Genomic DNA, 20,610 nt, shown 5'->3' with positions numbered 1-20,610 from the left:
TGTACTTCCTCGGTGCTGGCATGGTGCTCATCATCCTTCCCAGGGTTGAGAGCCTCCATCAGACCCGGGGCGATTCACGCCGAGGCCGCCGAACGGACAGGGCTAAGCACCTGCACACTGCGCCGCCGGATCGCCGACGGTCTGTTACCTGCCTACCGGAGTGGAGCGCGCATCATCCGAGTAGACCCGGATGACGTCGACAAGCTGCTCACGCGTATGCAGACGGTACTGAGGCAGGGTTAGAGGGCGATCTGCCTGCTCAGTCGCTCGGTCAGCGCCCTGTCCCGCGCTGCCGTCGCGTGCTGGTAACGCAGAGCCACGGTCACGTCAGTGTGGCCACCCCTGTGGAGCAGCTCGGCCAGGGTCGCCCCTTGCACGGCATACGCGCTCAGACCGGTATGCCGGAGGTTGTGAAAGTGGAAGCCTGGACGTCCGGCCTCGGCTCGGGCGGCTCGCCAGTGCCGGTCCAGTGTGGTCTGCGAGATGCGCTGGCCCGATGGCCCGGCCAGAACGGGGCCGGTTCGAGCGGCGGGCGTGTATGCATCCAGGTGCTGACGCAGAGCGGGCAGCAACGCCGCAGGGATGGCGATGGTCCGGGCGCTGTCGGCCTTCGGCGGGGTGAGCGTGTTCGCCTTGACGTTGAACTGCCGGCGGACATGCAGAACCGCCTTCTCGGGGTCGTCAAGGTGCTCGAGGTCCCGACGTTCCAGCCCAAGGACCTCCCCCAGCCTCAGGGCGCACCACGCCGCGAGGGGTACAGCGATGCGCAGGCGGTCGGGCATGGCCTCAGTCATGGCCCGGACCTCTTCGGGAGTGGCGACGTCTCCGTGCTCGTCCTCGGGGCGGACCCGACGGTGCTTAGGCGCCTCGGGGAAGGTAAATGACTCCAGGCCTCCTGCCTTGGCCTTGACGGCGGCGTTGATGCAGGAGCGGAGTGCGATCACCACGTTGGGTGTCACACCATTGACCCTGGCTCGGGGGTGACGTTTGCTGGGGCGGCTCGCAAGAAGCCCCAGGTGGTCCGCGACCTGCTGCGTCGTCAGATCCCGCAGACGAACTTCTCCCAGCTCGGGCCAGACGTGGTTCTTCATCACCGAGCGGTATGACAGCACTGTGGCGCGGGATCTCTCAGGGTTGGCCTCCAGCCGCGCCAACCAGACCTCCGACCACTCCCTAAGGGTGACCGCCTCGGCGTCCGCCTTTTCTTCGTTCGCTCGCTTGACCGCGCGACGTTCCGCCGGCGGGACGAAGACGCCCCGAGCCGCATCAGCCTTGGCGATGCTGAGAGCCGCCTTGGCATCCGTGATGGTGTCGAACACCCCGAGGGAGTGGGTCTTCCCTTGGTAGTCCATCCGGACGCGGTACCGGTCGCGGAACCTGACGATCCCCCGCGGGAGCGGCCTGCCGGGTTCTTTGACGCGCAAGTTACCCATCCATCGAGCCTTCCGACTGCTGTGTCAGCTATGTGTCAGTTTGACTGCTGGAAAGAGCCTACATCTGCTCACACGTGCTCACATGACAAACCCCCGGAATCCGCGTGGTTGTGCGGAATCCGGGGGCTGATGTGCGACAACTCGCACAGCGTGAGACACATTCGTGGAGGTGGCGGGAATCGAACCCGCGTCCGTTACCGGGAAATCAGGGCTTCTCCGGGTGCAGTGCGCTATGGATTTTCTCGGCCCCAGGGCTCGCGCGCACACGTTCCCTGACAGGCCCAGTCGAGTAAGAGTCCCACGTGATCCCTCGACATGATCACGCAGCAAGTCACCTAGCTGATGCCAGGCACTGAGTCGGTGACGCGCTCAGGCTGACAGACTTCGGGCTCGCTCAGGCGGCGAGGGCGAAGTCGCTGCGCTTGGAATTGGCAGCTATTGGTTTCGCAAGGAGCGTTGACGAGATGACCTTGCATCCTCGACCCGCTTCCCCTGAAGTGCCGTGCAACGTCGAAACCGATCACCCCCATGGGGTGCCTCACGCTGTGCAGTTGTCAACCAACCCGGGCGACCGGGCGACTCCGACGAGTCTACGTGGTCCAACGGCTCGACCACCACGGAGATTCCCGAGGACCGTGAGAGGCTGCCCCGCATGAGCTTCTCCGGGGCCTCGGCCGATGATCAGCACCGCGACGCACTGCGACCGCTGGCCGTCGTCGTCGCCGCGATGGCGGGCGGGCTCGTCATGCTTGCCGTGGTCCTGGTGCTCATCGGGGCCCGCCTGGAGACCCCCGCCACCTGGCAGCTGCTCGTCGTGGGACTGGCGACCCTGGGCGCCTGGGGACTGGCCATGGCAGCGCCCCTCCCCCGGCAGAGCGGTATGCCGCTGCTCGCCCAGGTGCAGCCGTTCGTGGTGCTGCGCGCCGCAGTCATCGAGGCGCCCGCGATGATCGGGCTCGTCCTGGCCTTCGTCAGCCAACCCATGAACCTGTTGATCTACCTGCTACCCGCCGTGTTCTCCCTGGCCGGGCTGTGGCTGTTCGCGCGCCCGTCCGTGGTGGTGCGTCGCCTCAGCCGTGCCTCTTGAGGTGCGCTGACATCGCCCGATCCGCCTCGCGGCGGTCCTGACGCTCGCGGAGGGTCTGCCGCTTGTCGTGCAGCTTCTTTCCCTTGGCGAGGGCGATCTCGACCTTGGCCCGTCCGTCGACGAAGTAGAGCGAGAGCGGCACGATGGTGTGGCCGGCCTGCTCGGCCTTGGCGACCAGCTTGTCGATCTGCTCGCGGTGCAGCAGCAGCTTGCGTCGCCGCCGCGCCGCGTGGTTGGTCCACGTCCCCTGGGTGTACTCCGGGATGTGCACCCCCTCCAGCCACAGCTCGCCCTGGTACTGCGTGGCGTATCCGTCGACGAGGCTGGCCCGCCCCATCCGCAACGACTTCACCTCGGTACCGGTCAGGACGAGGCCGGCCTCGACGGTGTCCTCGATGAGGTACTCGTATCGGGCCTTCTTGTTGCTGGCGATCAGCTTGCGTCCGGTCTCCTTGGGCATGGCCGGTCAAGTGTAGGCGACCAGCGCCGCGCGTACATCCGGCTTTCCGGGCACCGCCCGGAGTTGCCGCCTCGTCGAGCCCCGGGCAGGGTGGGCGCAGACAGACACGACCTCGAGGAGTGCGGTATGACGACAGCGCGCGACATCATGACGCCCCAGGCATACACGGTGCAGGAGAGCGCCTCCTTGGTGGAGGCAGCCACGCTGATGCGCGAGCACGGCGTGGGCGCCCTCCCCGTCGTCTCGACCGACGGGGTGCTGGTCGGGATCGTGACGGACCGCGACATCGTCGTGCACGGCGTAGCCGCCCTGCCCGACATGGGGGCCGTCAGCGTCACCAGCATCACCAGCGGCATCGTCTCGACCGTCCAGCCCGACGAGGAGGTCGAGCGCGTCGTCGACGTCATGGGCGACCAGCAGATCAAGCGGCTCGTCGTGGTCGAGGGGCACGAGATCCTCGGCGTCATCAGCGAGTCGGACCTGGCCCGGCACGTCGACGAGGACAAGGTCGTCGACTTCGTCCAGCGGGTCTACGGCCGGGGCTGAGCGACCCGGCTCAGAGCCACGTGCGCGGGTTCACCGGGGTGCCGTTCTCCCGGGTCTCGAAGTGCAGGTGGCAGCCCGTGGACGACCCGGTCGTGCCGACATACCCGAGCAGCTGACCGCGGCTCACCGCCTGACCGGGTGACACCACCGCGGCGCTCTGCAGGTGCAGGTAGCTCGACGTGAGGTTCACCCCGCGCAGGACCCCGTGGTCGACGATGACCATGTTGCCCCCGCCCGCATCGAAGCCGGCGGTGTAGACGACGCCGTCGGCCGCCGCGGTGACCGGGGTCCCGCAGCCCGGACCGAAATCGATCCCGGCGTGCAGCCGCCAGGTCTGGAAGACCGGGTGGAACCGGTCACCGAACTCGCTGGTGACCGGGCCGCTGGTGGGGGCGGACAGGATGCCGCTGGACGCCGCCGCCGCGGCCTGGCGCTCCTCCTCGGCCTGACGCGAGGCGCGCTCCTCCGCGGCCTGACGCTCGGCAGCCTCCCGGGCTGCAGCCTCCTGGGCCGCCTGGGCGGCGGCCGCCGCCTCCGCCTCGGCGGCCTCGGCCCGCCGCGCCGCCTCCGCGGCAGCTGCCTCGTCGCGCAGCCGCTGCGCCTCGGCCTCGGCCTCGCGCTGGCGCTGAGCCTCCCGCTCGGCCGCCCGCTGCCGGGCGGCCTCCTCCTGCGCGGCCCGCTTCGCCGCGGCCTCCGCGGCCGCCTGCCGCCGGGCCTCCTCCTCCGCCTTGCGCCGCGCCTCTTCCTCGGCCTGGCGCCGGGCCTCCTCGATGCGCTCGAGCTCGGCCTCCTCCTGCTCCTTCAGTCCGTCCTTGGTCCGCGCCAGCTCGGCCAGCTCCTGCTCCAGGGCCTGCGCGCGCTCCTCCTCGGCCGCCAACGACTCCTCGACCTTGGCCTTCTCGGTCTCCAGGTCGGCCTTGGCCTGCTCCTGCTCGGCCTCCCGCTGCTCGAGCTCGGCCTTGGCGGCGTCCGCCGCGGCGCGCGCCTGCTCCTTGGCGACGACATTGGCCTCCGCCTTGGCGAGCAGGTAGGCGATGTCGGAGCGCACCCCGGCGAGCCGGTCCTGCTCGGCGACCTGCTCGGCGGCCTGCGTGGCCAGCTGCCGGATCTGCTGGTCCTGCACCCGCAGGACCGTCCGGGCCATCGACATCTGGTCGACCGCGTCCGCCTCGCCGGACAGCAGCTCCAGCGTGGTGGCGAGCGAACCCATACCGCCCTGCTTGTAGCTCTGTCTCGCGATCGCCCCGACCGTCGCCGACGTGTCCGCCCGGTCGTCCGCGACCTGCTGCAGCGAGTCCTCGATCTGCGCCTCGTTCTCCCGCGCCAGCGCCAGCTCGCCCTCGATCCGTGCGGTCTCGGCCTCGGCGTCGGCGAGGTCGAGCTCGGCCTCCTCCAGCACGACGCGCGCCTGGTCGACCTGGGCGGTGGTCTCCTGCAGCCGCTGGTCGGCAGCCACCAGCTCGGCGCTGGTGTGCTCCAGCTCCTCGCCGAGCTCCTGCACCTGCTCGGCCGAGCTGTCCCGGTCCGTGCTGGCCCGCTGCCGCTCGTCCTCGACGCTGCTCAGCCGGTCGCGGATGTCGTCCAGCTCACCGGAGGCGAGCGCCGGGGTGGCCACGCCGATCGCGCCGACGAGGGCGAGCGCCAGGGCACGGCGCACGCGCGGCCGGTATGCCGTGACGCGCCGCACCGGCGCCGCGCCGTCTCGCCCGGATCCGGGTCGGGGGGTTCTCACCATGGTGTCTTCTCCTTGTCAGACCCTGACGTGGCGCCGCAGCGCGGTCCAGGCGGTCACGACGGCGAGCAGCACTGCCCCACCGACGAGGAACGGGGTGATCAGCCACAGGTCGCGCTCCCCGACCAGGCTGACCAGGCCGCTCTCCCCCGCGAGCAGCTCGGACAGGAAGCCGCTGATCCCGAAGCGCACAGTCGCCCAGAGCAGGGCCACGGCCAGCGCGGCGCCGAGCAGGGCGGCCACGACGGTCTCGAGGATGAACGGCAGCCGGATGGAGAAGGCCGAGGCCCCCACCATCCGTTGGATCGCGGTCTCCTTGCGACGGGTCCAGGCGGTGAGCCGGATCGTCGTCGAGATGAGCAGGACCGCGCAGACGACCATCGCCACGGCGAGCGCGAGCGCTCCCCAGCTCAGGGCGCCGAGGAAGGCGAAGAGTCGGTCGACGACCTCCCGCTGGTCCTCGACGCTGTCCACCCCCGGCGCCTGCTCGAAGGCGGCGCGGATGACGTCATACCGCGACGGGTCGGACAGGTTGACCCGGAAGGAGGCCGGGATGGACTCCTGCGGCACCGACTCCAGCGCCGAGGAGTTCCGGAACTGCTCGGTGAACCGCTCGTAGGCCTCGGCGTTCGACTCGTAGAAGTACTCGGTGACCAGCGGTTCGAGACCCTGCAGGTCGCTCTCGATCTGGTCCCGCTGCTCAGGCGTCACGGCACCGGCCGTGCAGCCGGGTGCGTCCGTCGAGTCGGGGGTGCACAGGAAGATCGAGACCTGGACCCGGTCGTACCACTCGCCCTTGGCGGTGCTGACCTGGGCCTGGGCGAGCAGGCCCACCCCGAGGAAGAAGAGGGAGACCATGGTCACCAGCACCACGGAGACGAACATGGAGAAGTTGCGGCGCAGCCCGTTGCCGACCTCCCCGAGGAGGAAGCCGGGCCTCACGGCAGCACCGCCTGGCGGTAGCCGCCCTCGGCCTGGTCGCGGACGACCTGGCCGTCCTGCAGCTGGACGACCCGCTTGCGGAAGTGGTCGACGATCGTCGTGTCGTGGGTGGCCATCACCACGGTCGTCCCGGCGCGGTTGATCCGGTCGAGGATGGCGACGATCTCCTCGCTGGTGTCCGGGTCCAGGTTGCCGGTGGGCTCGTCGGCGAGCAGGATCGGCGGCTTGTTGACCATCGCCCGGGCGATGGCGACCCGCTGCTGCTCCCCGCCGGACAGCTCGTGCGGCAGCCTCCTGCCCTTGCCCTTCAGGCCCACCAGGTCCAGGGTCTCCGGCACCCGCTGCCGGATCTCGTGCCGGCTCGCCCCGAGGACCTGCAGCACGTAGGCGACGTTCTGGTGGACGGTCTTGCCCGAGAGCAGGCGGAAGTCCTGGAAGACGGTCCCGATCTGCCGGCGCAGCAGATGGACGCGGCGGGGGGCCAGCTCGCCCAGGTCGTGGCCGGCGACGAGGACCCGCCCGCGGCTGGGTCGCTGCTCCAGGATGACCAGGCGCAGGAGGGAGGACTTGCCCGACCCGGACTCCCCCACGACGAAGCAGAACTCGCCGCGCCGCACATCCAGGTCGACCTCGTCCAGCGCCCAGGGGTCAGCCTTGGCGTAGCGCAGGCTGACGCGCTCCATGGTGATCATCCGGGCGGGACTCCAGAGGTGTGTGGGACGGCTGTGGCGAGTGGGTGAGGAGTTTCGACCGCGACACACGGTAGCCGACGTGTAGGTGGGGTCAAGGTCTCCCACGCCGCGAGCACCCGGATCGTGGGAGCCGGGCGAACTCGGGGTGACAACTGGGGCCGCGCACGCGGGTCGGGGCGCGTCTGTCGGCCCCACGGGCTACGGTCGTGGAGCCGTCACAGCGGCACACGCCAACCGTCCCTTGCCCATTGGAGTGCACCACATGCAGAACGTCCCCAGGCGCGCCGTGGCCGCCGCGTCGACGGCAGCCCTGGCCGTCACCGGCCTCGTCGCCCTCTCCCCCGCGGTCCAGGCCGCCGGCCCCGGCCTCGTCGTCAACGAGGTGTACGGCGGCGGCGGCAACAACGGCGCGGTCTACACCCACGACTTCGTCGAGCTCGTCAACTCGACCGACGCCCCGGTCGACCTCGACGGGTATGCCGTCTCCTACTACTCATCGTCCGGCAACCTGGGCAACGAGTGCTTGCTGTCCGGCACGCTCGAGGCGGGCGCCTCCTACGTCATCCAGCAGAACCCCGGCTCCGGCGGCACCACCCCCCTGCCCGACCCCGACCTCGAGTGCGGCGCCTCCATGTCCGGCTCCAACGGCATCGTCGAGCTGACCCTCGACGGCGAGGTCGTCGACCTCGTCGGCTACGGCTCGGCCTCCCGCTTCGAAGGCAGCGGCGCGGCTCCGGGGCTGTCCAACACGACCTCGGCCAGCCGCAGCGACGCGGTCGACACCGACGACAATTCCGCCGACTTCACCCGGGGTGAGCCCACGCCGACCGGGAGCGGCGGGGGCACCGACCCCGAGCCGGAGCCCGACCCGGAGCCGGTCGATGCGACGATCGCGCAGATCCAGGGCACCGGCGCCACCTCCCCCCTGGAGGGCCAGCCGGTGAACACCAGAGGCGTCGTGACCGCGGCCTACCCGACCGGCGGCTTCAACGGCGTCTACCTGCAGACACCCGGCTCCGGCGGCGCGCCCAAGGCACCGGGAGAGGCCTCGGACGGCGTCTTCCTCTACAGCTCCTGGGCGGCCGACAACCTGGAGATCGGCAACTGCGTGGAGGTCGAGGACAGCGAGGTCGTCGAGTACAACGGCCTCACCGAGATCTCCGGCGGCTTCGTGACCGTCGTCGACGGCTGCGACGCGGTCTCCCCGACCGCGCTGAGCACGCTGCCGGTGACGGAGGAGGAGAAGGAGGTCTACGAGGGCATGCTGGTGCAGCCCGAGGGGACCTACACCATCACCAACAACTACCAGCTCAACCAGTACGGCCAGCTCGGGCTGGCGGTCGGTGACGAGCCGCTCTACCAGGCGACCGACCAGGTCCTCCCCGGCCCGGAGGCAGAGGCCTACGAGGCGGCGAACCAGGACAAGTACATCACCCTGGACGACGGCTCCAGCTGGGACTACCTCCGCAACAGCACCGCCCAGGACTCGCCGCTGCCCTACCTGTCGGCGCAGGAGCCGCACCGCACCGGCTCGCAGGTCACCTTCAGCTCCCCGGTGATCCTCGACTACCGGTTCCAGTGGAACTACCAGCCGGTGGGCCAGGTGGTCGGTTCGGACAGCCCCGTCGACCCGATCAGCAGCGAGAACGACCGCGAGTATGCCGCGCCCGAGGTGGGCGGCAACATCCAGATCGGTGCGTTCAACGTCCTCAACTACTTCTCCGACCTCGGTCAGGACGAGGAGGGCTGCGACTTCTACGCCGACCGCTTCGGCAACCCGGTCGGGACGGACTTCTGCGAGGTCCGCGGTGCCTGGTCCGAGCAGGCCTTCGCCGACCAGCAGGCCAAGCTGGTGACCGCCATCAACGGCACCGACGCCGAGGTGCTGGCCCTCATGGAGATCGAGAACTCTGCGGCGCTGTCCTACATCGACCACCCGCGCGACAAGGCGCTCGCCGACCTCGTGGCGGCGCTCAACGCCGAGGCCGGTGAGCAGCGCTGGGCCTTCGCCCCGTCGCCGACGGTGACGCCGCCCAACGAGGACGTCATCCGCACCGCCTTCATCTACGACCCGGAGCAGGTCCAGCTCCTGGGGCCGTCGTTGATCCAGCTGGACGACGCCTTCGCCAACGCCCGTTACCCGCTGGCCCAGAAGTTCAAGGCCAGGGGCACGGGTAAGCCCTTCGTCGCCGTCGCCAACCATTTCAAGTCCAAGGGTTCGGGCGAGGACGACGGCACCGGCCAGGGCAACGCCAACCCCTCGCGCATCGCGCAGGCCGAGGCGTTGACCGCCTGGTCGGAGGAGATGTTCGAGGACGAGGCGATCTTCCTCATGGGCGACTTCAACGCCTACAGCCGGGAGGACCCGGTCCGGATCATCGAGGACGAGGGCTACACCAACCTGGCCCGGGCCGACGAGCCGGACTCGATGACCTACCAGTTCAGCGGCCGGCTCGGCTCCCTGGACCACGTCTTCGCCAACGAGCAGGCGCGGCGCCTGGTCACCGGTGCGGGCGTGTGGGACATCAACGCCGACGAGTCGATCGCGTTCCAGTACAGCCGGCGCAACTACAACGTCGTCGACTTCCACAGCGACGACCAGTTCGCCAGCTCCGACCACGACCCCGTCCTGGTCGGCCTCGACACCGGCAACCGGGGCAAGGGCAAGGGCAAGGGCAAGAACTGACCGGCGCACGCCCCTGACGTGAGCGGGCGGCATACCTCATCGCGAGGTATGCCGCCCGTTCCGCGTGCGAGGTGCGCTCAGGCGTCCTGGCGGTCGGCGGAACGCTTCCAGCGGATGCCGGCGTCGATGAAGTCGTCGATGTCGCCGTCGAGGACCGCTGCGGTGGAGCCGACCTCGTGCCCGGTGCGCAGGTCCTTGACCATCTGGTAGGGGTGCAGGACGTAGGAGCGCATCTGGTCGCCCCAGGACGCCTTGACGTCGCCGGCCATCTCCTTGCGCGCGGCGTCCTCCTCGGCCTTCTTGAGCAGCAGCAGCCGCGACTGCAGGACCCGCAGGGCGGCGGCGCGGTTCTGGATCTGGCTCTTCTCGTTCTGCATCGAGACGACGGTGCCGGTCGGGAGGTGCGTCATCCGCACGGCGGAGTCCGTGGTGTTGACCGACTGCCCGCCGGGGCCGCTGGAGCGGAAGACGTCGATCTTGAGGTCAGCCTCGGGGATCTCGATGGTGTCCGTGCTCTCGATGAGCGGCACCACCTCGACGGCGGCGAAGCTGGTCTGCCGCCTGCCCTGGTTGTCGAAGGGGCTGATCCGCACGAGGCGGTGCGTGCCGGCCTCGACGGCGAGGGTGCCGAAGGCGTACGGCACCTTGACCTCGAAGGTCGCCGACTTCAGCCCGGCCTCCTCCGCGTAGGAGGTGTCGAGGACGGACGTGGGGTAGTCGTGCCGCTCGGCCCAGCGGAGGTACATCCGCAGGAGCATCTCGGCGAAGTCGGCGGCGTCGACCCCGCCGGCGCCGGAGCGGATGGTGACGACCGCCTCGCGGACGTCGTACTCCCCGTTGAGCAGGGTGCGGACCTCCAGCAGCTGGACCGCCTTGCGCAGCCCGGTGAGCTCCTTCTCCGCCTCCTGCATCGTCTCGGCGTCGTTCTCCTCCCGGCCCAGCTCCACGAGGGCCTCCAGGTCGCCGATCCGCGCGTCCATGCCGGTGACCTTGTCGTGCTCGGCCTTGGCCCGGGAGAGCGCGGAGGTGAGCTTCTGCGCCCGCTCGACGTCGTCCCAGAGGTCGGGCGCGCTGGCCTCGGTCTCGAGGTCGGTGATCTGGGCGCCCAGCCGCTCGAGGTCGGTCACCTCCCGCACCGACGCCATGGTCGTGCGGAGCTGCTTGATCTCGGTCTCGAAGTCGACTGCCACGATCCACCAGCCTACGCCAGGGGCGCACCTACCCGGGCCGTGCCCGCAGGGCGCACCTACCCCGGCCGCGCCTGCAGGGGCGCACCTACCCCGGCCGCGCCTGCAGGGGCGCTACTCCCCCGTCTGCCCGTCGACCAGCTCGCGCAGCACGTCCGCGTGTCCGTTGTGCCGGGCATACTCCTCCACCATGTGGGCGAGCACCCACCGCACCGACACCTCTGCCTGGCCGCCCCAGGCCGGGTGCGTCGACCCGAGCGGGTCGGCGACGTCGGCGGCCAGCGCCTCGGTGAGCGCCGCGCGGGACCGTTCGACCGACCGGACCCAGATCTGCCGAAGCGCCGCCGGATCGTCGTCAGCGGCGCTGGACCACTCCCAGTCCTCGTCGGCGGGCCAGTCCACGGTGTCCCAGGGGGCGGGCATGGGGGCGTGGGAGAGCACCTGGGTGAACCAGTGGTCCTCCACCCACGCCAGGTGCTTGAGCAGGCCGCCGAGCGTCAGCCCGCTGGGGTGGCCGGGCAGGCTCAGGCGCAGCCCGTCGGCCTCCAGGTCGCGGGTCTTCCACTCCAGCGTGGCCCGCTGGTAGTCGAGGAAGCCGGCCAGCGTGGCGGCCTCCCCCGCCGCCAGCGGGGGTTCGGGGCGGCCGACGTCGTCGATGGTGATGTCGCTCATGACCGGCACCCTAGGGCTGCTCACGGACAGCGGACGACCGGTTTTCGGGCCGAGGTGTGCGGTCGCGGGTCAGGTGCGGGCCGACTCCTCGAGGTGCAGGTCGGAGTCCTGGAGCGACTTCGGCACCATGGACACGGCGGCGAAGGAGATGATCGCCAGCACCGCGATGTAGACCCCGATGCTCCAGGACTGGCCGGTGCGCTGCAGCAGCAGTTCGGCGATGAGCGGGGCGAAGGCGCCACCGATGATCGAGCCGAGGGCATACCCGATGGAGACGCCGGAGTAGCGGACCCGGGCCGGGAACATCTCGGCGTAGAGCGCCGACTGCGGGCCGTAGGACGGGCCGAGACCCAGGGTCAGCACGAGGATCGCCAGGGTGAACAGCGGCAGCGAGGCGGTGTCGAGCAGGAACCACATGGGGATCGCCCAGAGGATGATGATGCCGTAGCCGATCTGGAAGGTCAGGACGCGACCGATCCGGTCGGAGATGTGACCTCCGTAGAGCGTGAACACCAGCCAGCCGACGCCGCCGATCAGGGAGGCGATGAGCGTCTCGGTGCGCTCCATGCCGAGGGCGTTGACGCCGTAGCCGTTGAAGTAGGCGATGACGAGGTAACCGGCGGCGTTGTTGGCGGCGAAGATCAGTGCGGCCAGCATGACGTTCTTGCGGTGGTGCCGGAAGAGCTCGCCGAGCGGGGCCGACTCCTTCTGCCGCAGGCGCGCCATCTCGGCGAAGACCGGCGACTCCTCGACGGCCCGCCGGATCCAGTAGCCCACGCCGATGAGCAGGATCGAGAAGAGGAACGGGATGCGCCAGCCCCAGGTGAGGAACTGCTCGTCGGTCATGAAGGTGCTGAGCCCGAACATGAACAGCGTGGCGAGGATCATCCCGATCGGCACCCCGATCTGGGGGTAGGCGCCGAACAGCCCGCGCCGCCCCTTGGGTGCGTGCTCGACGGACATGAGCGCGGCGCCGCCCCACTCGCCGCCGGCGGAGAAGCCCTGCAGGAGCCGCATGAGGATCAGCAGGATCGGCGCGGCGACGCCGATCTGGGCATAGGTCGGGAGCAGCCCGATGATGGCGGTGGCGCCGCCCATGCCCACCAGCGTGAAGACGAGCACGACCTTGCGCCCGAAGCGGTCACCGAGGTGGCCGGCGACGACCGCACCCAGCGGGCGCACCAGGAAGCTGATGCCCAGCGAGGCCCAGGCCGCGAGCTGCGCCCCGCCCTCGCCCATCGGCGCGAAGAAGAGCTGCCCGAGGACCAGTGCCGCGGCCTGGGCGTAGATGAAGAAGTCGTACCACTCGATGGTGGTGCCGACCAGGGTGCCGGCGAGGACCCTGCGCTCCTCCCGGGTGCGGTCGGCCTGCCTGCTCGTGACTCCGGTCATCCTCGACCCCTTCCAGACGTGCACGCCCGGAAGCGACCCCCCTGGGTATGGGCCGACGCGGCAGTGCGGTGACCGCATCATAAGCAGGGCCACCCGGGCCGGGGCGGCTGGGACGCGTCAGGCGGTGTGCCGCAGCCGCAGGCCCGCGGCCACCTGCTCCTGCAGGTAGTCCAGCGCCTCCAGGGCCGACCAGCCGTCGGGGTGCCGCTCGATGAGCGCGGTGGCCCCGGCGAGGTCCTGACCCAGGGTCACGAGGGTGTCCTCGGCGTACCCGTCCTTGCGCTCCTGGCCCAGGCCGATGTTGGCCATGAGCCCGTTGCACAGGCACTTGCGGCCGACGGTGTCGGCCTCCTCGCCGCCCTTCTTGAGGTACATGTGGACCGGCTCGGAGGCGCAGCGGTAGCCGACCTCGCCGTCCTCGCGCTCGTAGGGCTGGCGCAGGTAGGACAGGTCGCACAGTCGCGGGCGCGCCTCGTAGACCTCGACCTGGCTCGCGGTGCCCTCCAGGGTGGCGACCTTGAAGGGGAAGCCGGTGGGGCTGGCGCGCGGGTCGTTGCGCACGGCGAGCTCACCGGTGCGCAGGCGGCCGATCAGCTGACCTCGCGGGCCGTCGGCCAGGCCCGACTCGTGCGACAGGGCGAAGAGCGTGCCGACCTGCACCCCGACGGCGCCCGCGGCCAGCGCCTCGGCCACCTTGTCGGGGGTGGAGTAGGCGCCGGCCATCCAGAACGGCAGCCCGATCTGGGTCATCTTGGCGAGGTTGGCCTCGTCGCGGTCTCCGTAGACGGGCTCGCCGGCGTCGTCGAGCTGCATCTTGCCGCGCGGCGGCGCGGAGTGGCCGCCGGCCGGGGGGCGCTCCACGACGAACCCGTCCGGGCGGATCTCCGGGTCGCGGTGGAGATAGTTGGCGAGCTGGTCGACGGAGATGATGGCCAGGAAGTCCGGCTTGGTCAGCGTCGGCAGGTCCTCACCGAGCAGGTCGGCCGGGTCCACGGTGACGTGCCGGCGCAGGGAGCCCCCGGCGACGTCGGCGGAGATGCTCCCCGGCTCACCTGAAGCCAGCGAGCGCAGGAGCTGCGGGATCTCCCGCGGGATCCCGGCGCCCATGAGGACGTAGTCCACCCCGGCCAGCATGGCGCCCAGGATGGCCGTCGGGTTGGCCATCTGGATCTTCTCGAGGCAGTTGATGCCGACCGCGCCCTCGGAGGAGTGCTCGGCGAGCTCCTCCTTGGCGAGCCACACCTCGGCGAAGTTGCCGACCACGCCCAGCTCCTGCCCGGCCCGGGCGGTCTCCAGGGTGAGCTTGGGGATGGGCTTGTAGGGGGTGCCCGAAGCCCTGCCGCCCTCGACGAAGTACTTGTCCAGCACCCGCTGCGCCATGTCCTGGCTCGGGAAGGCGGCCAGCGCGCGGCGGTAGTGCCCGCCGGGGTCGCCGTCCTGGAGCACCCGGCTGATGACGGCGTCCATCGCGGTGCCGGAGACCACCCCGAGGTGGCCGGCGCGCGCCACCTGGCGCGCCAGGCGCCAGCCGGAGACAGCCACGCCCATACCGCCCTGGATGATCGTGGGGCGGGGGCGGTCGGTCTGGGTGGGCAGGTCGATGGGTGCGGCGGGGAGTGCGGCCATCCGAGGGGACACCTCTCTGGTCGGGGGAGCAACCTACGGCGACGTAGGTTTCGCTTGCGTAGGTTACGGTAACGTAGGTTGGTACCCCTTGTCAGGCTCGACCGGATCGCCGCAGGTCAGCGCGTGGCGGCAGTCGAGCGATCAGCGGTCTCAGCCGCGTTCCGGCCCGCGTGCCGGCGTACGGCCCCCTCGTCTCCGCCCGGCCGGCTGATTCCCGTGTGCAGTCCTGGCCCCCAGAGGGCCACCACCGCGCACAGCCACCCCGCGCCGCGGACAGGCCCGCCTGCTTGTGTGCAGTCCTGGCCCCCAGAGGGCCACCACCGCGCACAGCCACCCCCGGCCGCACGGCACCCTCGCCCTGCGTGTGCAGTCCTGGCCCTCAAGGGGCCACCACCGCGCACAGCCACCCCGCCGCACGGCACCCTCGCCCGCCGTGTGCAGTCCTGGCCCCCACGGGGCCACCACCGCGCACAACCACCCCCGGCCGCACGGCACCCTCGCCCTGCGTGTGCAGTCCTGGCCCTCAAGGGGCCACCACCGCGCACAGTGCGTCGTCAGTCCTGGCGCAGGTGCACCCGGACCCCCGCGTCGGTGACCTCCAGCCGCACGTCCGCCAGCGAGCCCACGGTGAGGTCGGCGTGATCGGCGACCTCTTCCGGGCTGCTCGTGGTGAGCACTGCGAGGGTCGCCGCCCCGGCGGCCCTGCCCGACTCCAGCCCGGCGACGGCGTCCTCCACGACCAGGCACCGGGCGGGGTCGGCCTCGAGGCGGCGGGCCCCGACGAGGTAGGGCTCGGGGTCCGGTTTGCCGCGGCTGATGTCGTCGGCGGTGACGAGGACCGCGGGGGCGCTCAGCCCGGCCGCGTCGATGCGCAGCACGGCCAGCTCCCGGCCGGCGGACGTGACGATCGCTGCCCGCGGGCCGACGGCCGCCAGCGCGTCCACGGCACCAGGGAGGGCGACGATGCCGTCGAGGTCCTCCAGCTCGCGCCGATCGATGTCAGCGGTGGCGGCATCGGCGTCCAGGTGCGGCGCCACCCGCTCGACGATGCCGCGGCTGGTCACCCCGTGGAAGTTGCCGAACCGCGCGAAGTCGACACCGTGGTCGACCGCCCAGGAGCGCCAGGAGCGCTCGACCGGGCCTCGGGAGTCGGTGAGGGTGCCGTCGTTGTCGAAGAGGACGGCCTCGAAGGTCTCCTGGGTGATGTCGCGCATGCCGACATGCTTCCAGGCCACCGGAGCACCCCGCTCAGGAGGTATGCCGACGCTCGCGCCCGCGCGGCGTGGGCACGAGGAGCTTTCGCCGCCCCGGGCGGCGTGGAGAAGGCGCCTGCCGCCCGGGCGCCGTCGAGAAGGCGCCTGCCACCCGGGCGCCGTGGAGGAGGCGCCTGCTGGCGGCGTGGCGTCCAGGTGGCGCCTGCCGGCGTGCGCGGTCAGGGGTCGATGTCCGACCGTGCCGTCGAGGTGACCGTGATGGAGACTCCCCCGCCGAAAGCGCCGAGCACGGGGCTCAGGACGGGGATGTCGGCCTGCCCGGTGACGGTCACCACAGCGGTGCGGCCGTCGGGGGTGCCCGTGCCGGACCCCACGGCCCAGGAGACGACGCGCGTAGGCCTGCTGCGCTGCTCCAGATGGGCTGCCGCGGCCTCGATCACCGTCGTGTCGCTCACCGGCAGGCCGGAGCCGATGCCTCCCTCGTAGACCTGTGCCTGCGCCAGGGCGTCGCTCGCGTCCAGGGCTGCCGCATCCGCGGCGTCCAGCAGCTGGATCCGGCTCAGCTGCACCGAGGTCACCCCCACGACGGCCATGACGACCGTCAGGGTGATCGCCACCATCCCGACGAGCAGGATGCTCATCTGACCGCCGTCCCTGCCCGGAGGAGCCTGGCGGCCTTCTCGGCCCGGACGGGCCTGGCGGCCGCGGTCCCGGTCCTGGAGAACCCGCCGACGCAGACCCCCGTGCGGGCGGTAGGCACGCAGTGGTGGCCGCGCCGGCTCCTGGGCGCAGACGGCCCTCACGGGGCACCCGTCCGGAACTCGTCCACCGTCTCCAGGTGGGTGGCGGTCAACGTGACCGCGGTCGGCAGCCGCTCACGCATGAAGTCGGGCACCAAGGGGAGCTCCACGCTGACCTGCGAGTCCACCCTCACGCTCCCCCCTGGGGTGAGGCATCCGTCCTCCGCGCAGGTGAGCTGGACGCTGCCCACCTGCGGATCGAAGCCGTGCGCGCGGTAGACGAGCCCCGCGGCCACCTGCGCCCGGCCCGGGGCGGCGGACGCGTCCTCCGCGGTCACGTACGCCCGCCCGGCCTCCCGCGCGGCGGCGGTGACGGCATACGCCCCGGCCTGGATGCGTCCTACCGTTCCGACGAGGTAGAAGAGGGGCACGACGAGCAGGACGAGCAGGAAGGCCACCTCGACCGTCATCGACCCCCGGTCGCCGCCGTTGGTCTTCACTGGTCCTCCGCGTAGGCGTGGCCGACGACCGTCATCGACTCCCTCGGCCCGAGCGGGCCGACGATCGGGAGCGGCATGGTCGCGCTGACCTCGACAACGGTGACGCCGTCGACCACGGTGCGCCTCGCGGACACGGTCACCCCCGGGCCGCCCCCGGTCAGACTGGAGGACAGCAGCTCCTGTGCCCGGCGGGCGCCGTCGGCCGGGGAGGCGTCCGCCCGGGCACCGGCCCTGGCCCCCTCGACGACATGGGCGGTGGCCGTGTTGTGCAGGTGCAGCCCGAACGCCAGCTGCACGACGGCCAGCATGAGGACGCTGACCAGCCCCGCCAGCATGGCGAACTCGGCGGCGGCAGCTCCCCGCTCGGCAGAGCCGCCGGCCATCTCAGGGACCGGTGACGGCGCTGACCGCGTTGGAGAACAGACCGGTCAACAGCGGCTCGGCGACGAGCCAGAGGGCGGCGACCAGCCCGGCGGTCATGATGGTGATGAGCACCCACCCGGGGACGTCTCCCCGCTCGGGCTGCTCGGCCCACCGTCGCACACGCTCGATGAGGTGTGCTGGCGTGTGCCTGAATCGTCGGATCATCGGACTCTCCTTGGTGGTGGACCTTCACATCGCCAGGCGCAGCATGGTGGCGCCTGGAAAGACGGCGAACAGCACCGTCACGGGCAGGATGAGGAAGACGACGGGGACCATCATGCTGATCTCCCGTTTGCCGCCCTCCTCGATGAGCTCCTGGCGGGCCGCCTCTCGGGCGTCCGCGGCCTGCGCCCGGAGCACCTCGCCGAGCGGGGTCCCGCGCTGCAGGGCCACGACGAGACCGTCGACGAACCGGATGATCGGCCCGATGCCGGTACGCCGGCTCAGCCCGTGCAGGGCCTCCGGGAGGCTGGCCCCCGTCCGGGCCTGGGCGAGGCACAGGTCGAGCTCCGCGGCGAGCTCGCCGCGGGACAGCCTGGCCACCCGCTCCAGCGCCTGCGCCGTGCCCTCCCCGGCCGTCACCGACAGGGCCAGGAGCTCGGCGACGGCCGGGAACTCGGCCATGATCTGGCGCTCGCGACGCGACGCGGCGCGGCTGAGGAGGTGGTCCCGCAGCATGACCCCGGCCAGGAAGGCGCATCCGACCAGGAGCAGCACGACGCCCGGGCTCGTGCCTCGCGCGAACCACAGCAGCACGCCCAGGAACACGGCGAGGGAGGCGCACAACACGCCCCACACCACCTGCTGCACGCGGAAGGCCTCGACGTCTCCCGTCCGGCCGGCCCGGTGCAACCGGGTCCGCACCGACTCCTCCCCGCCGAGCATCTGGTCCAGCAGTCGAGCGGCCCTGGTGGCCACCGGAGCGAGCAGCTCACCGGCACGCCACGGACGAGCCTCGTCGAGGGCCAGCAACCGGGACTGACGAGGAGCCCGGTCGAGGTAGGGCTCGACCCGGTCGGCCAGCCTGACCCGGCGAGCGACCGGGAGGCCGGCCCAGGCCAGCAGCAGCCCGCACGAGAGCATCAGCCCCAGGACGGCGCCCCACCACGCCACGTTCATCGCAGCACCCTGCTCTCCTCGGGCAGGCGTCCGATCGCGACCATGACCCGGTAGGCGACGAGGGACAGGCCGGCACCGATGGCGAGCACCAGGGCGCCGGCCGGTGTTCCGTACGCCTGCAACGTGCTCCCTCTCGTCGCCAGGAGGAGCAGGACCGCCCACGGCGCCGCCATGGCCAGACGCGCCGCGTTGACGGTCCAGGACTGGCGCGCTTCCAGCTCCGCCCTCGCCCGCGCGTCGTCGCGCAGGAACGTGGACAACGTCCGGAGCACGCGACCGAGGTCGGTGCCCCCGACGTCCCGCGCGATCCTCAGGGCCTCGATGAGCCGGTCGGCGACGGGGTCCGCCATACGTTCCTTGAGCAGGTTGAGGCTCTCCGAGAACCGCCCGGTGGCACGGTAGTCGTGCGCGAACTCCTCGAACGCCGGCCGCAGCTCCTCCGGGCCTCGGTCGGCGAGCTGGACCAGGGCCTCCGGCAGAGCCAGCCCCGCGCGGACGGCGGACTGCACATGGTCGACGGCGTCCGGCCAGACCGTCCGCAGTCGGGTCCGACGTCGACGGGCGCGGGCCGTGACCACCGCCACAGGCAGCCAGCTCGCCATCAGGGCGAAGCACACGCTGACCGTCCACACCCGGGTGACCGCGAACATGACCAGCAGGACCAGGAGAGCGGCCGTGAAGCACAGGACCAGCAGGGTGCGGGCCCCCAGACCACGGACCCCTGCCAGGACGATCTGGTCCTGCAGGCGCTCCAGCCTCCTTGCTCCCGGCCGCCTGCCCACGCGGGTGCTCCGTGGCCAGAACGACCACCAGATGCTGGCGAGCCCGAGGCCCAGCAGAAGACCCCAGCCCGCGCCCTGCATCATGATCCTCGCCCCAGGAGGCTGCCGAGGTCGAACCCCGCCCGGGCGAACCTGTCGACGTGCGGCGGGAAGCCGTCGGCGCGCACCAGGTCCGAGCCGGACCGGACGAAGAGGTCGGCGATCTCGACGATCTCCCCCTCGGTGCGGCCGGGCAGGGCGACGATCTCCCGGACCTTGCGCGCGCCCTGGATCTCCAGCGCCAGGTGCACCACGATGTCCACCGAGCTCGCGACCGTCGGCACCACGAAGCTGCTGCTGACGTTGGACCCCGCCAGGAGCGGCAGGGTGCACATCTTGGTGACCGCCTCCCGGGCGGAGTTGGCGTGGATGGTGCACATGCCGGGCAGACCGCTGTTGAGCGCGATGAGCAGGTCCAGGCTCTCCTCCTGACGCACCTCACCGACGATGATGCGCCCCGGCCGCATCCTCAGTGCCTCCTTGACCAGGCGCCGCAGAGGGATCTCTCCCGTGCCCTCGAGGCTGGGCTGCCGACACTGCAGCGCCGCCACGTCCCGGAGGTTGACCTTGAGCTCGAAGACCTCCTCGCAGGTCACGACCCGCTCACCCGCTGGGATGGCGGCCGTGAGGCAGTTCAACATCGTCGTCTTGCCGGCCTGGGTGCCGCCGGCGACGAGCACGTTGAGGCCAGCTGCCACGGCCGCCTCCAGGAACCTCGCCGCCTGCTCGGTCAGCGTCCCCAGCCGCACCAGGTCGGACAGCTCGTCGGCGGCGACGACGAACTTGCGGATGTTGACCGCCCAGTGCCGGCGGGTGATGTCCGGGATCGCCACGTGCAGCCGGCTGCCGTCGGGGAGGCTGGCGTCGACGAAGGGGCTGCTGAGGTCGACCCGACGACCGGAGCTGCGCAGCATCCGCTCCACCAGGTCGTGCACCTGCTGCTCGGTGAGGAGGGTGGGCGTGAGCTCGGAGCGACCGTTGCGCGCCACGAAGACTTTCGTCGGTTCATTCACCCAGATCTCCTCGACCGAGGGGTCGTCGAGGTAGGGCTGCAACGGGCCGAAACCGGCCACCGACTCGAGCAGCGCCCGATGGGCTTCCTCGCGGTCGGCGAGCGGCACCAGCCCACCGACCAGGGACCGGTCGTCGTAGTCGTCCAGGACCTCGCCGATGAGGTCGCGGACGGCCTCGTCGTCCCGCGACGGGTCCAGCCGGCGTCGGCGGATGAGTTCGCGGACGTCGTCCTCGAGCAGCTGCAGCGCTGTCGCCGGCATGCCCCTGCACCCCTGTCGCTGGCGTAGCGGTGCCCGCCCGGCACCCTGCGCCCCGCTCGTCCGA

The 20,610-nt window shown here is 71.2% G+C and carries 21 protein-coding genes and 1 other RNA gene; 4 read left to right on the top strand and 18 right to left on the bottom strand.

Annotated features, from left to right (window positions below; genetic code table 11):
• The first annotated feature begins 12 nt into the window (after window positions 1-12).
• Window positions 13-243, top strand: a complete 231-nt coding sequence (locus Q0795_RS14005) for an excisionase family DNA-binding protein (protein ID WP_298890619.1) — start codon at window positions 13-15, stop codon at window positions 241-243.
• Here Q0795_RS14005 and Q0795_RS14000 read toward each other — a convergent pair.
• Window positions 240-1,319 (bottom strand): tyrosine-type recombinase/integrase, encoded by a 1,080-nt coding sequence (locus Q0795_RS14000; RefSeq protein WP_298890599.1) that lies wholly within the window; start codon window positions 1,317-1,319, stop codon window positions 240-242. The two genes, Q0795_RS14005 and Q0795_RS14000, sit on opposite strands and share 4 nt — an antisense overlap.
• A gap of 275 nt (window positions 1,320-1,594) precedes the next feature.
• Window positions 1,595-1,961: a transfer-messenger RNA gene (ssrA, locus tag Q0795_RS13995) on the bottom strand.
• A 124-nt stretch (window positions 1,962-2,085) separates the two neighbouring features.
• On the opposite strand from ssrA, the gene Q0795_RS13990 reads away from it, so the two are divergent.
• The gene (locus Q0795_RS13990; RefSeq protein ID WP_298890597.1) at window positions 2,086-2,520 is read left to right on the top strand and encodes a hypothetical protein; all 435 of its coding nucleotides are present in this window, start codon (window positions 2,086-2,088) and stop codon (window positions 2,518-2,520) included.
• On the opposite strand, the gene smpB is transcribed toward Q0795_RS13990, so the two are convergent.
• Window positions 2,504-2,980: an SsrA-binding protein SmpB gene (gene smpB, locus Q0795_RS13985; RefSeq protein WP_298890595.1), complete on the bottom strand. Its 477-nt coding sequence runs from the start codon at window positions 2,978-2,980 to the stop codon at window positions 2,504-2,506. The genes Q0795_RS13990 and smpB overlap by 17 nt on opposite strands.
• A 126-nt stretch (window positions 2,981-3,106) precedes the next feature.
• On the opposite strand from smpB, the gene Q0795_RS13980 reads away from it, so the two are divergent.
• Entirely contained in the window at window positions 3,107-3,526 is a 420-nt protein-coding gene (locus Q0795_RS13980) for a CBS domain-containing protein (RefSeq protein ID WP_298890593.1), read from the top strand.
• 10 nt (window positions 3,527-3,536) lie between these two features.
• Here Q0795_RS13980 and Q0795_RS13975 read toward each other — a convergent pair whose 3' ends face one another.
• From Q0795_RS13975 to ftsE, 3 genes are read right to left on the bottom strand one after another with little or no spacing between them, the layout of a single operon-like run.
• The gene (locus Q0795_RS13975; protein ID WP_298890591.1) at window positions 3,537-5,261 is read right to left on the bottom strand and encodes a M23 family metallopeptidase; all 1,725 of its coding nucleotides are present in this window, start codon (window positions 5,259-5,261) and stop codon (window positions 3,537-3,539) included.
• A 15-nt stretch (window positions 5,262-5,276) separates the two neighbouring features.
• On the bottom strand, window positions 5,277-6,200 hold the full coding sequence (ftsX, locus tag Q0795_RS13970; RefSeq protein ID WP_298890590.1) for a permease-like cell division protein FtsX: 924 nt from the start codon (window positions 6,198-6,200) through the stop codon (window positions 5,277-5,279).
• Entirely contained in the window at window positions 6,197-6,892 is a 696-nt protein-coding gene (gene ftsE, locus Q0795_RS13965; protein ID WP_298890589.1) for a cell division ATP-binding protein FtsE, read from the bottom strand. Before ftsE ends, ftsX begins: the two co-directional genes overlap by 4 nt.
• Window positions 6,893-7,154: 262 nt before the next feature.
• Here ftsE and Q0795_RS13960 point away from each other — a divergent pair, with 262 nt between their 5' ends.
• Entirely contained in the window at window positions 7,155-9,578 is a 2,424-nt protein-coding gene (locus Q0795_RS13960; protein WP_298890588.1) for an ExeM/NucH family extracellular endonuclease, read from the top strand.
• A 77-nt stretch (window positions 9,579-9,655) separates the two neighbouring features.
• Here the strand turns inward: Q0795_RS13960 and prfB are convergent, their stop codons facing one another.
• The 12 genes from prfB to Q0795_RS13900 all read right to left on the bottom strand — a co-directional run bounded on the left by prfB (window position 9,656) and on the right by Q0795_RS13900 (window position 20,546).
• Window positions 9,656-10,768: a peptide chain release factor 2 gene (gene prfB, locus Q0795_RS13955; RefSeq protein WP_298890586.1), complete on the bottom strand. Its 1,113-nt coding sequence runs from the start codon at window positions 10,766-10,768 to the stop codon at window positions 9,656-9,658.
• A gap of 111 nt (window positions 10,769-10,879) precedes the next feature.
• Window positions 10,880-11,437 carry a DinB family protein gene (locus Q0795_RS13950; protein ID WP_298890583.1) on the bottom strand — a complete coding sequence of 186 codons (558 nt, stop codon included), beginning with the start codon at window positions 11,435-11,437 and terminating at the stop codon, window positions 10,880-10,882.
• 69 nt (window positions 11,438-11,506) lie between these two features.
• Window positions 11,507-12,829, bottom strand: coding sequence for an MFS transporter (locus Q0795_RS13945; RefSeq protein ID WP_298890581.1), 1,323 nt, complete (start codon window positions 12,827-12,829; stop codon window positions 11,507-11,509).
• A 117-nt stretch (window positions 12,830-12,946) separates the two neighbouring features.
• Window positions 12,947-14,455, bottom strand: a complete 1,509-nt coding sequence (locus tag Q0795_RS13940) for a nitronate monooxygenase (RefSeq protein ID WP_298890579.1) — start codon at window positions 14,453-14,455, stop codon at window positions 12,947-12,949.
• A gap of 554 nt (window positions 14,456-15,009) precedes the next feature.
• Window positions 15,010-15,669 carry an HAD-IA family hydrolase gene (locus Q0795_RS13935; RefSeq protein ID WP_298890577.1) on the bottom strand — a complete coding sequence of 220 codons (660 nt, stop codon included), beginning with the start codon at window positions 15,667-15,669 and terminating at the stop codon, window positions 15,010-15,012.
• 218 nt (window positions 15,670-15,887) lie between these two features.
• Complete coding sequence (locus Q0795_RS13930) at window positions 15,888-16,310, bottom strand: hypothetical protein (RefSeq protein ID WP_298890575.1); 423 nt, start codon at window positions 16,308-16,310, stop codon at window positions 15,888-15,890.
• A 158-nt stretch (window positions 16,311-16,468) separates the two neighbouring features.
• The gene (locus tag Q0795_RS13925) at window positions 16,469-16,909 is read right to left on the bottom strand and encodes a pilus assembly protein (RefSeq protein WP_298890572.1); all 441 of its coding nucleotides are present in this window, start codon (window positions 16,907-16,909) and stop codon (window positions 16,469-16,471) included.
• The gene (locus Q0795_RS13920) at window positions 16,906-17,292 is read right to left on the bottom strand and encodes a TadE/TadG family type IV pilus assembly protein (protein WP_298890570.1); all 387 of its coding nucleotides are present in this window, start codon (window positions 17,290-17,292) and stop codon (window positions 16,906-16,908) included. The genes Q0795_RS13925 and Q0795_RS13920 overlap by 4 nt, the downstream gene beginning before the upstream one ends.
• 1 nt (window position 17,293) lies before the next feature.
• A complete protein-coding gene (locus Q0795_RS13915) occupies window positions 17,294-17,497 on the bottom strand; it encodes a hypothetical protein (protein WP_298890568.1) in 204 nt (67 codons plus the stop codon).
• Between the two features lie 24 nt (window positions 17,498-17,521).
• Window positions 17,522-18,451 (bottom strand): type II secretion system F family protein, encoded by a 930-nt coding sequence (locus tag Q0795_RS13910; RefSeq protein ID WP_298890566.1) that lies wholly within the window; start codon window positions 18,449-18,451, stop codon window positions 17,522-17,524.
• Window positions 18,448-19,314, bottom strand: a complete 867-nt coding sequence (locus Q0795_RS13905) for a type II secretion system F family protein (RefSeq protein WP_298890617.1) — start codon at window positions 19,312-19,314, stop codon at window positions 18,448-18,450. Before Q0795_RS13905 ends, Q0795_RS13910 begins: the two co-directional genes overlap by 4 nt.
• Window positions 19,314-20,546 (bottom strand): ATPase, T2SS/T4P/T4SS family, encoded by a 1,233-nt coding sequence (locus Q0795_RS13900; protein ID WP_298890564.1) that lies wholly within the window; start codon window positions 20,544-20,546, stop codon window positions 19,314-19,316. Before Q0795_RS13900 ends, Q0795_RS13905 begins: the two co-directional genes overlap by 1 nt.
• Window positions 20,547-20,610 lie beyond the last annotated feature (64 nt).

It is taken from the genome of uncultured Serinicoccus sp. (assembly GCF_947487915.1).
Taxonomy (GTDB): Bacteria; Actinomycetota; Actinomycetes; order Actinomycetales; family Dermatophilaceae; genus Ornithinicoccus.
Note: the sequence above shows the minus strand (reverse complement) of the source record. Positions and strands in the feature narration are given on the sequence as shown.